The 12,267-nt window shown below is 56.7% G+C and carries 11 protein-coding genes; 4 read left to right on the top strand and 7 right to left on the bottom strand.

Going from position 1 to position 12,267, the window contains the following annotated elements; translation table 11 throughout:
• Positions 1 to 22 precede the first annotated feature (22 nt).
• Positions 23 to 940, bottom strand: coding sequence for a hypothetical protein (locus V6P94_RS02410; RefSeq protein ID WP_326397201.1), 918 nt, complete (start codon positions 938 to 940; stop codon positions 23 to 25).
• Positions 941 to 1,434: 494 nt separating this feature from the next.
• Here V6P94_RS02410 and V6P94_RS02405 point away from each other — a divergent pair, with 494 nt between their 5' ends.
• Together V6P94_RS02405 and V6P94_RS02400 are read left to right on the top strand one after the other, a co-directional pair.
• A complete protein-coding gene (locus V6P94_RS02405; RefSeq protein ID WP_338649000.1) occupies positions 1,435 to 2,403 on the top strand; it encodes a hypothetical protein in 969 nt (322 codons plus the stop codon).
• Positions 2,404 to 2,639: 236 nt separating this feature from the next.
• A complete protein-coding gene (locus V6P94_RS02400) occupies positions 2,640 to 3,092 on the top strand; it encodes a YaiI/YqxD family protein (RefSeq protein ID WP_019824452.1) in 453 nt (150 codons plus the stop codon).
• Here the strand turns inward: V6P94_RS02400 and elbB are convergent, their stop codons facing one another.
• Positions 3,093 to 3,758 (bottom strand): isoprenoid biosynthesis glyoxalase ElbB, encoded by a 666-nt coding sequence (gene elbB / locus V6P94_RS02395; protein ID WP_133079094.1) that lies wholly within the window; start codon positions 3,756 to 3,758, stop codon positions 3,093 to 3,095.
• A gap of 108 nt (positions 3,759 to 3,866) precedes the next feature.
• Here elbB and V6P94_RS02390 point away from each other — a divergent pair, with 108 nt between their 5' ends.
• On the top strand, positions 3,867 to 5,105 hold the full coding sequence (locus tag V6P94_RS02390; RefSeq protein WP_133079093.1) for a sterol desaturase family protein: 1,239 nt from the start codon (positions 3,867 to 3,869) through the stop codon (positions 5,103 to 5,105).
• On the opposite strand, the gene V6P94_RS02385 is transcribed toward V6P94_RS02390, so the two are convergent.
• The gene (locus V6P94_RS02385) at positions 5,083 to 5,703 is read right to left on the bottom strand and encodes a DedA family protein (RefSeq protein ID WP_133079092.1); all 621 of its coding nucleotides are present in this window, start codon (positions 5,701 to 5,703) and stop codon (positions 5,083 to 5,085) included. The two genes, V6P94_RS02390 and V6P94_RS02385, sit on opposite strands and share 23 nt — an antisense overlap.
• A gap of 446 nt (positions 5,704 to 6,149) precedes the next feature.
• Between V6P94_RS02385 and ppk1 the strand changes: the two genes are divergently transcribed.
• Positions 6,150 to 8,387, top strand: a complete 2,238-nt coding sequence (ppk1, locus tag V6P94_RS02380; protein ID WP_133079091.1) for a polyphosphate kinase 1 — start codon at positions 6,150 to 6,152, stop codon at positions 8,385 to 8,387.
• 61 nt (positions 8,388 to 8,448) lie between these two features.
• On the opposite strand, the gene ppx is transcribed toward ppk1, so the two are convergent.
• The 4 genes from ppx to V6P94_RS02360 form a co-directional block, all read right to left on the bottom strand.
• Positions 8,449 to 9,951 (bottom strand): exopolyphosphatase, encoded by a 1,503-nt coding sequence (gene ppx, locus V6P94_RS02375; protein ID WP_133079090.1) that lies wholly within the window; start codon positions 9,949 to 9,951, stop codon positions 8,449 to 8,451.
• Between the two features lie 267 nt (positions 9,952 to 10,218).
• Positions 10,219 to 10,956 (bottom strand): amino acid ABC transporter ATP-binding protein, encoded by a 738-nt coding sequence (locus V6P94_RS02370; RefSeq protein WP_326397205.1) that lies wholly within the window; start codon positions 10,954 to 10,956, stop codon positions 10,219 to 10,221.
• Positions 10,943 to 11,593 carry an amino acid ABC transporter permease gene (locus tag V6P94_RS02365; RefSeq protein ID WP_338649426.1) on the bottom strand — a complete coding sequence of 217 codons (651 nt, stop codon included), beginning with the start codon at positions 11,591 to 11,593 and terminating at the stop codon, positions 10,943 to 10,945. The genes V6P94_RS02370 and V6P94_RS02365 overlap by 14 nt, the downstream gene beginning before the upstream one ends.
• Positions 11,590 to 12,255, bottom strand: coding sequence for an amino acid ABC transporter permease (locus V6P94_RS02360; RefSeq protein ID WP_133079087.1), 666 nt, complete (start codon positions 12,253 to 12,255; stop codon positions 11,590 to 11,592). Before V6P94_RS02360 ends, V6P94_RS02365 begins: the two co-directional genes overlap by 4 nt.
• Positions 12,256 to 12,267 lie beyond the last annotated feature (12 nt).

Below are 12,267 nucleotides of genomic sequence, written 5' to 3'. Positions count from 1 at the left end.
GTTGTTGCGCTATTGTGCTTGATTACCCTGGTGTGGGAGTGAACACCACACCAGGGCTTAGAAAGTCGATGTGATACCCCGACGAGCCATCACCTAATGCAACATGCACTCCGCTAATGCCTTCGTTCATTTGAGAGTTGATACGATAATCAATAAACGGTGCGATAGCATTATTCACCCCTACTGCAAACTCTGTGAGCTTTAACCCTCGCGCGCCTGCCGCACAGTTTAGTAATTCTTTGTGTTCTGTATCGTTGACCCGGAATGAAGTGAGGATGTTGTTTTCCACCGTCAAGAATGCAGTGTGGTGTGCAACATCACGGGTGAGATGTTCAAGGGCTATCCTTAATGCGATGTCCGTTGATGTGGAAGACTTTCTAAGTACGGTGAGAATGCCAGAGATTGTCAGGTGTCCGTTAAACTGGAAGGGGCAAGGTGCATGTGAATTCATGTGGGCATAGTGCACTTCAAAAAATTCAGCTATTGAGTGTACAAAGTCATTGTTTATGTCTTCTTCGATCATGGCGTATGGGATGGCCTGCTCTGAAATAGTGACGCGAGCCTTGGAATTGCTCCCGTCCAAACTGAACTCCCTGTAGGTATCAAGCTGCGTCAAGACAAGCCGCTGTTTTTGGAGTGCATCGTCAAAGTCACTCTTCAGGATAAGATCCAGCCCATAGAGTGCACTTCTGACGGACGACTCAAAAACGTGGACCGCACAAAAAATACTTTTTCTGGCAGGGGTCTGCTTAGCAATTTTGAATGTGTGCCTGGCGGCTTCATTGCAAAAGGCAAAGACGATACTTTGCGCTGGAAGAAACGCTATGTTATTGAGTGATTGTGCATTAAAGCCTTGAGCAATACACCTTTGGAGAAAATCATTATTGTCGGAGACGATGCACACGTCTTTTAAGTTGAAAGGGAAGTGATTGGCAGGCACAGGCATACCCTCTAATGGGAAGTGGGCGCCAATTTATATGTCTGCTTTGTTTTGGCGCTCACATGTCTATATTACCCACTCAATCTGGCTGGAAAGCCCAGGCAAGTGGAGCCCATCCGAAGTTGTCCGGGTCGGATGTGGTTCGGTTTAATTTTGGTTTTGGTAGCGTTGAGTTAGTCATTATTTATCCTCGCTGTGCAGTGTAAGACATGTATGTTGGATGCCTGAGCGTGTCAGGAGGTTGCTATGTTAGGGCTAATGATTGGCAGGTTGAAGTGACGTTTCATGTGTTTTTATATTGTTTCTCTATTGTATTAATCTCATTTAGCAAGTTCGGATATTAGTGTAGGAATTTTATGTAGGCATTGTCTGATATTTGGCTTGTTTTCAGGGTTTTATTGTTTCTCTGTTGTGAGTTAAAGCGTTTCTGATCTAGATTTTGCACTCTGTTTAATACTTATTGGTATTTGCCGTGATCCAGGCGAGGAGTCGTTATGCTTTCGTCAAAAAAGTATATTTGTGCACTTTCGGTCAGCAATGCTCTAGATCTTTGCGATCTCACAGAAGTGGACAATCCAGCGCATGCCATCGGGCTTTTGTTAAGTGAGGTACTTGAGGGCCTGGTGAGCCGTGGTTGGCCTGCTGGCCAGATCCTGAGAGGCCCGCGAATTGTTTCGGCGCAAGAGAACTATGGTTTGCTTGGCTATGACCCTGCAGAGGTCACGTTAGGCAGTGAGCATACGCGCTGGGTGGATGAGCATTCGCTGTTGCGTACTCAGACAACCAGTCAAATCCCACGGGCTTTGCAACGTGTCGCGCAGGACCGTAAAGCAGGGGAAATCATCCTGTTGGCGGCTCCCGGTATTACATTCAGGCGCGATAGCCGCGACAGATGGCACTGTGCTGAGCCACATCAGATGGATATCTGGCTGCTCGGCGATCCAGCACTCTCAACCCGTACGCATTTGCTGAGACTGGTGGGTGACATCCTTGAGTGCGCGGTACCCAACATGGCGTGGGTATACAGTGACAGTCCGCACCACTACACCGAAGGCGGAATCGAGGTAAACCTGATCTCGCAGGAGCAACCGGTCGAAGTGCTTGAGTGTGGGTGTATTGCACCCTCGCTTTTGCAAAGACTGGGTATTGATCCTGCCAGGCATGGTGGTCTGGCATTGGGCATGGGCTTGGATCGCCTGACCATGTTACGCAAGGGCATACCCGATATTCGCTTGTTACGGGATCCTGATGAGCGCGTTCAGGCCCAGATGCATGATTTGCAACCCTGGCAGGCCGTTTCGCGGTTGCCTTGCATCACGCGTGATATCTCCCTTGCAGTGGCGCCGGGCTTGAGTGAAGAGGTGCTGACCGAAAAGATGTTGCTTGCTGCAGGTGATCGCTCGGCCTGGATTGAAGAAATGCAAGTCAAAGGGCGCTGGGCCATGGATGAATTGCCTGTGTAGGCGATTGAACGGCTCGGGCTCTTACCCGGGCAAGAAAACGTTTTGTTGCGGGTGGTATTGCGGGACTGTTCGCGTTCCATTACTACGTTAGAAGCCAATGCATTGTATGAGCGTATTCAGTCTGCATTGCATGAAGGCGCTAAAGGTGGAGGCTACAGGATCAAGGGCTGAGCCAGTACTCCATTCTGATTGGCTTGCAGGTGATAGCCTTGGCCCATTTTTCAGGAGTTACCCCCATGCGTGTCTGGATCGACGCAGACGCTTGCCCCAAGGCGGCGAAGGATCAGGTCATCAAGTTCGCCCTCAAGCGTCAGTTCGAGGTGGTGCTGGTGGCGGGGCAGAGCCAGATCAAGCCGACCTACGCGCTGGTCAAACTGATTGTGGTGCCCAGCGGCCCGGATGCGGCGGATGACTACTTGGTGGAGCACGCGGTGCCCGGTGAGCTGGTGATTTGCAGTGATGTGCCTCTGGCCGACCGGCTGGTGAAAAAGGGCGTGGCGGCGCTGGACCCGCGGGGCAAGGAGTTTGATCCGCAGAACATGGGGGAGCGGTTGGCGGTGCGCAATCTGTTTACCGATCTGCGTGAGCAAGGTCAGGTCAGTGGCGGGCAAGGCGCCTATGGCGAACGCGAAAAACAGGCGTTCGCCAATGCTCTTGACCGCATCCTGACGCGGCTGGCGCGGGGCTGATCAGTTCTTTTGAGTGAGTTCCAGCACCCGATCAACCATCTTGTTGATGCCGGACGCTGCTTCGCTGATGGATGTGGCAAGCATGTAGGCCGGTGTGCTCACCAGTTTGCGGGCCTTGTCTTCGACAATTTCCGATACCTCGCACTCTTCGTGGGAGCCTCCCATCTTGGTGACTGCCGCAGCGGTATCGGCGTCCGTACCGATGGTGCAGATCACGCCAGGGCCATAAATCTTGGCGGCGATGGCGGGGGAAATACACATCAGGCCAATGGGTTTGCCTGCTTCGGCAAAGGCCTCGGCCACGCGCAGAACGTCAGCCTGGACCGTGCACGCGGCGCCTTGAGTGGCAAAGCTGGACAGGTTTTTGGCTGCGCCAAACCCGCCCGGTACGATCAGGGCGTCAAAATCTTCGACCCTGGCTTCACGAACATCCTTGATCTCACCTCGGGCAATGCGTGCTGATTCCACCAGCACATTGCGCGTCTCGGGCATTTGTTCGCCGGTCAGGTGGTTGATGACGTGCAGTTGCGCAATGTCGGGTGCAAAGCACTGCACTTTGGCGCCGCGCTGGTCGAGGCGCAGCAGGGTGATCACGCTTTCATGGATCTCGGCGCCGTCATAGACGCCGCAACCCGAAAGAATGACGGCAACTTTTTTTGTGGTCATGTCGGTCTCCTTGTTCATGGCGTTAATGTCGCCTGATTTGGCGCTTGATGCCATAGGGTTTCGCACTAAGTCCGCCTACGCTTGATGGATCGTCGGTCGGGGTGTGCCATGAAGCTGATTCTGTATGCAGTTCCGTTTTTCTTTGTGCTGATTGCTGTCGAGCTGCTGGCCGACCGCTGGCGCGGGATGCGTACTTATCGCCTGGCAGACACCATCAGCAGCCTGAGCGCCGGCGTGCTGTCGACCACCACCGGTTTGCTGACCAAAGGCGTAGGGCTGATCACTTATGCGCTGGCGCTGAAGTATCTGGCACTGCTGCAACTGCCGGAAGACAGCCTGTGGGTCTGGTTGTTTGCTTTCGTGTTCTACGACTTTTGCTACTACTGGCACCATCGTCTCGGGCATGAGCGCAATGTGCTGTGGGCCGCACACTCGGTGCACCACCAGAGTGAAGACTACAACTTGTCCACCGCCCTGCGCCAAACCAGTACCGGGTTTGTGTTCGGCTGGGTCTTTTACCTGCCGATGGCAGTGCTGGGCGTGCCGCTGCTGGTGTTTGCCACTGTGGCGACGCTTAACCTGCTCTATCAATTCTGGGTCCATACCCGGCATGTACCCAAACTGGGGTGGTTCGAGTGGTTCTTTGTGACGCCTTCCAATCATCGGGCTCACCATGGGCAGAATGCTCTCTACATGGATCGTAATTACGGGGGTGTGTTCATTCTCTGGGACCGATTGTTTGGCACCTTCCAGGAAGAGGACGACGCAGAGCCGGTTATTTATGGCGTGACTACACCGCTGAAAAGCTGGAACCCACTGTGGGCAAACTGGCAGTTTTATGGCCAGTTACTGGCCGATGCACGACGTACCCAACGCTGGCGGGACAAGCTGCGAATCTGGTTCATGCCCACGGGCTGGCGCCCGGCGGATGTGGCGATGAAATACCCGATGGGTAAACCGGATTTAAGCCAGTTCGAAAAGTTCGAGATCGCGTTGCCATTGCGTCAGCAGCTGTATATCGCGGTGCAATTCGCGGTTTATGTGGCGCTGGGCAGTTACTTGCTGAACGTGGGCGAGACATTGCCAACCCCGGCATTGATGCTGGGATGGGGCGCTATGGCGTTGGGATTGTTCGTGCTGGGTGCCGGGCTGGAGAATCGGCCCTGGGCGCTGAAGCTTGAGTGGTTGCGCCTGGCGCTTAATGTGCCGCTGGTCTGGCTGGCCCCTTGGGCGGGGCTGTGGCCGGCCAGCGCATTGGGCTGGGTCGGCCTGTTCAGTTACACCGTGTTGAGCGTGATGGGGCTGTACATGTGCCGAAACCGCATCACTCAGCTGGCGGGTTGCTGACCTCAACGCTGGTCTTGTTCTTCTCTTCAAGTGCAGTCTGTTTGGCCAGGCGCGCATTCTTGAAGCGGCGTCGGGCCCACAGGCACAGGCCGATCAGCAGCAGGGCACCAAGCACCCACAGCTCATACTTCTTGACGTTGCCCAGCAAGCCTTCGAGCACGGCGCCAAAGTGGTAGGCGGCGGTGGCCAGGGCGATGGCCCAGATGGCCGCGCCAATCCCGTTGAGCAGCAGGTAGCGGCCAGGAGGGTATCCCGACAGACCAATTGCCACAGGCATGACGGTGCGCAGGCCGTAGACGAAGCGAAAACTCAAGACCCAGATGTCCGGGTGCCTGCGAATGTGCTCCAGAGCCTTGTCGCCCATAAGTTGCCAGCGCGGTTTGCGCGCCAACAGTTTGCGGCCGTGCTTGCGCCCCAGGAAGTACCACAGCTGATCACCGGCATAACTGCCGAGGAACGCCACGATCATGACCAGTTTGAGGTCCATGTATCCGCGGAACGCCAAGAAGCCTGCGAGAACCAGAATGGTCTCACCTTCAAAGAACGTCCCTAGAAACAGGGCGAAGTAGCCGAATTCTTGAAGAAATTGTTGGAGCATTGTCTGGATGCTGGCGAAATGAACGCGCAGCCTACGCCTTAAGGGACGTTCGGGAAAGTATCGAAATGTGACTTAGCGTTAACAAATCCTACAAATCATGTGTATTTGACCTACATCATTAGCGTTGTCATCTAGTGTTCATGGCAAGGCGCTATAACCATGCGCGAGGTGATTATTGCCTCAAACCTGTGGGGACTGGCTTGCCTGCGATGGGGGCTATGCGGCCTGGCAGGCAAGCACGGGTGATGCCATCGCGAGCAAGCCCGCTCCCACATGCCGGTGCCTCTGGAAACAATTTCAATAAATCGCCCTCTAACCAGGCTCAGGCCCGCATAAAGCGCCTTGGAGCGGTTTAAACCCGCTGGCGTTGATGGCATTCTGACAACTTGACTGCTGGTGTCGCTTAACTGTTACGAGAGTCAAACCCGCTCTTACAGGATCATTCAATGAATACCGAAGGACTTGCTGAAATCGTTGCCACTGAAGCTCAGCCGATTGCTGAGCCAGTCTCTGAAACCCCGCCTGAACCTCAAGCCCCTGCGCCTGCCGTGGCCGAGACGCATGCGGCGGTGCATCCGGCGATTGCCGTTCCTGGCCTTGATGACAGCAGCCTGTATATCCATCGTGAGCTGTCGCAATTGCAGTTCAACATTCGCGTGCTGGAACAAGCGCTGGATGAGTCCTACCCGCTGCTTGAGCGGTTGAAGTTCCTGCTGATTTTCTCCAGCAACCTGGATGAGTTTTTTGAGATTCGTGTCGCGGGCCTGAAGAAGCAAATCACCTTCGCCCGTGAACAGGCCGGTGCTGATGGTTTACAGCCGCATCAGGCGCTGGCCCGCATCAGTGAGCTGGTGCATGGCCATGTGGATCGCCAATACGCGATCCTCAACGACATCCTGCTGCCCGAACTTGAAAAGCATCAGGTGCGCTTTATTCGTCGCCGGCACTGGAACACCAAGATCAAGGCGTGGGTACGCAAGTTCTTCCGCGACGAAATCGCGCCGATCATCACCCCGATTGGCCTGGACCCAACGCACCCGTTCCCGCTTCTGGTGAACAAGAGCCTGAACTTTATCGTCGAGCTTGAAGGCATCGATGCCTTCGGTCGTGATTCGGGTCTGGCGATTATCCCGGCACCGCGCCTGTTGCCTCGTGTGATCAGGTTGCCTGAAGAGGTAGGCGGCGCAGGGGACAACTACGTGTTCCTGTCGTCGATGATCCACGCCCACGCCGATGACCTGTTTCAGGGCATGAAGGTAAAAGGCTGCTACCAGTTCCGCCTGACCCGTAACGCCGATCTGGCGGTCGATACCGAAGATGTAGAAGACCTGGCCCGTGCCCTGCGTGGCGAGTTGTTCTCTCGTCGTTACGGCGATGCCGTACGCCTGGAAGTCGCCGACACCTGCCCCAAGCATTTGTCCGACTACCTGCTCAAGCAGTTCAGCCTGCATGAAACCGAGTTGTATCAGGTCAATGGCCCGGTGAACCTCACGCGTCTGTTCAGTATCACGGGGCTCGATAGCCACCCTGAGCTGCAATACACGCCGTTTACCCCGGCCATCCCGAAGCTGCTGCAGAACAGCGAGAATATTTTCAGCGTGGTCAGCAAGCAGGATATTTTGCTGCTGCACCCGTTTGAGTCGTTTACCCCGGTCGTGGATTTGCTGCGCCAGGCGGCCAAAGACCCCCATGTACTGGCCGTGCGCCAAACCCTGTACCGCAGCGGTGCCAACTCTGAAATCGTGGATGCGCTGGTCGATGCCGCGCGTAACGGTAAAGAAGTGACCGCGGTGATCGAGCTGCGTGCGCGTTTTGACGAAGAGTCCAACCTGCAACTGGCCAGCCGTCTGCAAGCGGCCGGTGCGGTGGTGATCTACGGTGTGGTCGGCTTCAAGACCCACGCCAAGATGATGCTGATTCTGCGCCGTGAGGCAGGGGAGATCGTGCGTTACGCGCACTTGGGTACCGGCAACTATCACGCCGGCAACGCCAAGCTCTACACCGATTACAGCCTGTTGACCTCGGACGACGCGCTGTGTGAAGACGTAGGCAAGCTGTTCAGCCAGCTGATCGGCATGGGCAAGACGTTGCGCATGAAAAAACTGCTGCATGCGCCATTCACGTTGAAGAAAGGCATGCTCGACATGATTGCCCGCGAGACCCAGTTCGCGGTTGAAGGCAAACCGGCGCATATCATCGCCAAGTTCAACTCGCTGACCGACCCGAAAATCATTCGGGCGCTGTACAAGGCCAGCCAGGCTGGTGTGCGAATCGATCTGATTGTGCGTGGGATGTGCTGCCTGCGTCCGGGCATTCCGGGTGTCTCGCACAACATCCACGTGCGCTCGATTATCGGCCGCTTCCTGGAGCACACGCGGGTGTTCTACTTCCTCAACGGCGGCGAAGAGCAGATGTTCCTGTCCAGTGCCGACTGGATGGAGCGCAACCTCGATAAACGCGTCGAGACGTGCTTCCCGGTCGAGGGTAAAAAGCTGATTTTGCGGGTCAAGAAAGAGCTGGAGTGCTACCTGACCGACAACACCCACAGCTGGAGTCTGCAATCGGACGGCCGTTACATCCGTAACACGCCAACCGGTAACCAGAACCCGCGCAGCGCCCAGGCAACCTTGCTGGAGCGTTTGAGCCTGCCCGTATTGACGGTGAGCACCGGGCCTTCGGTATAACGCTGTAACCCCTGTGGGAGCGGGCTTGCCCGCTCCCACAGTTGGTTTGAATGGTGTCGGGTCAGGACACCGTCAGCACAATCCCGACCCGGGTCAGCCATTGAGCTTCTTGTTCGAAGTCGGCCTGGGTCAGGGGGTTTTGCTCAAGCCAGCCCTCGGGGAAGATCACCTCAAGGTGATCGCCCTCGGCGCGCAGCTTGACCTGCGAAGCTTCCTGGTTGCCACGGATGTGGTAGAACAGGATCGCAAAACGCAGCAGCACGCACAGGCGAATCAGCTTGATGCCGTCCTCGCCAAATTCGGCGAACTTGTCTTTTGGAATATTTCGACGATGACCGCGCACCAGCAGCGCGAGCATTAGCTGGTCTTCACGTGAGAAACCGGCAAGGTCGGAGTGCTCGATCAGATAGGCGCCGTGCTTGTGGTAGTGATAGTGGGCAATGTCCAGCCCGACTTCATGCACCTTTGCCGCCCAGCCCAGCAGTTCACGCCAGACACCGTCTTTGAGGTCCCACGACTTGGCGACTTGATCAAAGGCGCGCAGGGCTTTGCGTTCAACCCTGGCGGCTTGCTCGCGGTCGACGTGATAGCGGTCCATCAGCGAGCTGAGGGTACGCTCACGCACGTCTTCGTGGTGATGACGGCCCAGCAGGTCGTACAGCACGCCTTCACGCAGTGCGCCGTCACAGTGGTCCATGCGTTGCAGTTCAAGAGCGTCGAACACGGCTTCAAGAATCGCCAGCCCGGCAGGGAAAATGGTTCGGCGGTCGGGCTTGATGCCTTCAAAGTCGATCTTGTCCACTTCACCCAGCTTGAACAGCTTGCGCTTGAGCCAGGACAGGCCTTCGGCATTCACCTCGCCATTGCCATGACCGCCCGCCTTGAGGGCCAGGCCGATGGCCCGAATGGTGCCTGAGGAGCCGATCGCTTCATCCCAGGTCAAGCGGTGCAGGGCGTGCTCAATGCTCATGATTTCAAGACGCGCAGCCGTGTAGGCCTGGGCATAGCGAGCCGGGGTGATCTTGCCGTCGCGGAAATAACGCTGGGTGAAGCTGACGCAGCCCATCTGCAGGCTTTCGCGCAGCAGCGGTTCAAAGCGCTGGCCAATAATGAATTCGGTACTGCCGCCGCCAATGTCGGCCACCAGGCGCTTGCCCGGCGTGTCGGCGAGGGTGTGGGAGACGCCAAGATAGATAAGGCGCGCTTCTTCGCGACCGGAAATAACTTCGACGGTGTGCCCCAGGATCTCTTCGGCGCGCACGATAAATTCGTTGCGGTTACGCGCCTCGCGCAATGCGTTAGTCCCCACAATGCGCACAGCGCCCAACGGCATGCCGTTGATCAGCTGGGCAAAACGCTTGAGGCAATCGAGCCCGCGTTGCATGGATTCTTCGGTGAGTTTGCGTTCTTCGTCGATGCCGGCAGCTAACTGCACCTTTTCACCAAGACGTTCAAGAATGCGGATTTCGCCATTCTGGGCCTTGGCCACCACCATGTGAAAGCTGTTAGAACCCAGATCGATGGCGGCGATCAGGGACGGATTCTTGGCTTGGGATTGGGGCATGGTTGAGGGGTCTCGGTCGATAACCTGAACATCGTGCCACGATCAAAGGCTCGCGCCAACGCGTGATGTCAGATGCATTGATATGAAGCACGAAAGCAATGACGTTAGCTCTTCCGGGATAATTCGTTTTTTTGTGTGCGATTTAAGTGCCGTGTCAGGTCGGTTTTTCTGTGGGCGCGGGCTTGCTTGCGATGCTATCAACACGGTGCATCTGACTCACCGCGTCGCCTTTATCGCGAGCAAGCCCGCTCCCACCGGAGGGATGGGTTAATCGTTCACCTCCACCGTCCCGATAAAATTCGCCAGTTCCGGGGTTTTCGGATTGGCGAACAGCTCTTTTGGATCGCCCACTTCATGCACCTTGCCCTGGTGCATGAATACCAGCTTGTCGCCCACCTCACGGGCAAAACGCATTTCGTGGGTGACCATGATCAGCGTCATGCCTTCGCGGGCCAGCTGGCGCACCACGCTGAGCACCTCGTTGACCAGTTCCGGGTCGAGGGCCGAGGTGATTTCGTCACACAGCAGCACCTTGGGTGACATGGCCAGCGCCCGGGCAATCGCCACACGCTGCTGCTGCCCGCCTGACAGACGCTCGGGGAACGCGTCGAACTTGTCGCCCAGGCCCACCCGCTCCAGCATTTCCCGCGCTAAGGCTGCGGCCTTGGCTTTGGGGACTTTTTGCACCACTTGCGGGGCGAGCATGACGTTTTCGCCCACGCTAAGGTGCGGGAACAGATTGAACTGCTGAAACACCATGCCGACCTTTTGGCGCAGGCTGCGCAAGTCGGCGCGGGCGGCGTCCAGGTATTCGTCATCGACTTCAATGACCCCGTCGTTAATGGACTCCAGCCCGTTCAGGGTTCTGAGCAGGGTGCTCTTGCCCGAGCCGCTGCGACCGATGATCGCGACAACCTGGCCCTGCTCGACGGTCAGGTCGATGCCTTTGAGCACATGGTGGTCGCCGTAATATTTATGCAGGGCGGTAACTCTAAGCAGAGGCATGCAGTTTCCTTTCCAGATGGCGCGCACTGAGCGACAAGGGGTAGCACAGGAGGAAGTAACCGAGCGCCACCAGGCCATAGACCATAAAGGGCTCAAAGGTCGCGTTGGCCAGCATGCTGCCGGTCTTGGTCAGTTCGGTGAAACCGATGATGGAGGTCACGGCAGTGCCTTTGATGACCTGCACTGAAAACCCCACAGTGGGCGCGATGGCAACCCGCAAGGCTTGCGGCAGGATCACATGGCGCAACTGCTCAAGCGGGCTCATGGCCAGGCTTGCCGAGGCCTCCCACTGGCCGTGGGCAATCGACTCGACACAGCCACGCCAGATCTCGGCCAGGTAGGCGCTGGTGAACAGCGTCAGGGCCAGCGCGGCGGCCATCCACGGCGAAATATCGATGCCCAGCAAGGCCACGCCAAAGAAGATCAGGAACAGTTGCATCAGCAAGGGCGTGCCTTGGAACAGCTCTATATAGCAGCGTGCCAGAGTGCGGGCGAAGCGGCTTTTGGAGATGCGCATCAGCAGCACCAGCAAACCGATCAGGCCGCCGCCGATAAACGCCACAAGTGACAGGGCGGCTGTCCACTGCAAACCCATCAGCAAATTGCGCACGATGTCCCATAAGGTGAAGTCCATCAGCGGCTCCTGCTCAGGTAACGGCGGCCGAACCCGTTCAGCAACTGGCGGATCAGCAAGGCCATGCACAGGTAGATCAGGGTCGTCAGGGCATAGGTTTCAAATGCCCGGAAGTTGCGCGACTGAATGAAGTTGGCAAAAAAGCTCAGCTCTTCGGTGGCGATTTGCGAGCAGACCGCCGACCCGAGCATCACGATGATGATCTGGCTGCTCAAGGCGGGCCAAACCTTGGCCAGCGCCGGTTGCAGCACCACATAACGAAACGTCTCGAACCGGCTCATGGCCAGGGCCGATGCCGCTTCCAGCTGGCCTTTGGGGATGGCCTGAATGCCCGCACGAATTATTTCCGTGGAATAGGCGCCCAGGTTGATCACCATCGCCAGCACCGCGGCCTGCCATTCGCTGATGTGCACACCCAGGCCTGGCAGGCCAAAGAAGATAAAAAACAGCTGCACCAGAAACGGCGTGTTGCGGATCAACTCGACATACAGCCCGAACAGCGCAGCGAAAGGTCGAATATTCCACGCCCGGACCACAGCGCCGACAATCCCCAGGCTGACCCCGAGCACTGTGCCGATAGCGGTCAGTTCAAGCGTGAACAGGGCGCCACGCACTAACAGGTCGCTGTTTTGCAGCACCGGTAAAAAGTCGAACTGATAAGCCATGATTGACCTCGT

The organism is Pseudomonas sp. ML2-2023-3 (genome assembly GCF_037055275.1).
Classification (GTDB): domain Bacteria; phylum Pseudomonadota; class Gammaproteobacteria; order Pseudomonadales; family Pseudomonadaceae; genus Aquipseudomonas.
Note: the sequence above shows the minus strand (reverse complement) of the source record. Positions and strands in the feature narration are given on the sequence as shown.

Coding starts and splice junctions, on each gene's coding strand:
- ppk1 (WP_133079091.1), top strand. CDS start 6,150: ATGAATACCGAAGGACTTGCTGAAATCGTTGCCACTGAAGCTCAGCCG.
- V6P94_RS02385 (WP_133079092.1), bottom strand. CDS start 5,703: ATGCTCCAACAATTTCTTCAAGAATTCGGCTACTTCGCCCTGTTTCTA.
- V6P94_RS02370 (WP_326397205.1), bottom strand. CDS start 10,956: ATGCCTCTGCTTAGAGTTACCGCCCTGCATAAATATTACGGCGACCAC.
- ppx (WP_133079090.1), bottom strand. CDS start 9,951: ATGCCCCAATCCCAAGCCAAGAATCCGTCCCTGATCGCCGCCATCGAT.
- elbB (WP_133079094.1), bottom strand. CDS start 3,758: ATGACCACAAAAAAAGTTGCCGTCATTCTTTCGGGTTGCGGCGTCTAT.
- V6P94_RS02400 (WP_019824452.1), top strand. CDS start 2,640: ATGCGTGTCTGGATCGACGCAGACGCTTGCCCCAAGGCGGCGAAGGAT.
- V6P94_RS02405 (WP_338649000.1), top strand. CDS start 1,435: ATGCTTTCGTCAAAAAAGTATATTTGTGCACTTTCGGTCAGCAATGCT.
- V6P94_RS02360 (WP_133079087.1), bottom strand. CDS start 12,255: ATGGCTTATCAGTTCGACTTTTTACCGGTGCTGCAAAACAGCGACCTG.
- V6P94_RS02390 (WP_133079093.1), top strand. CDS start 3,867: ATGAAGCTGATTCTGTATGCAGTTCCGTTTTTCTTTGTGCTGATTGCT.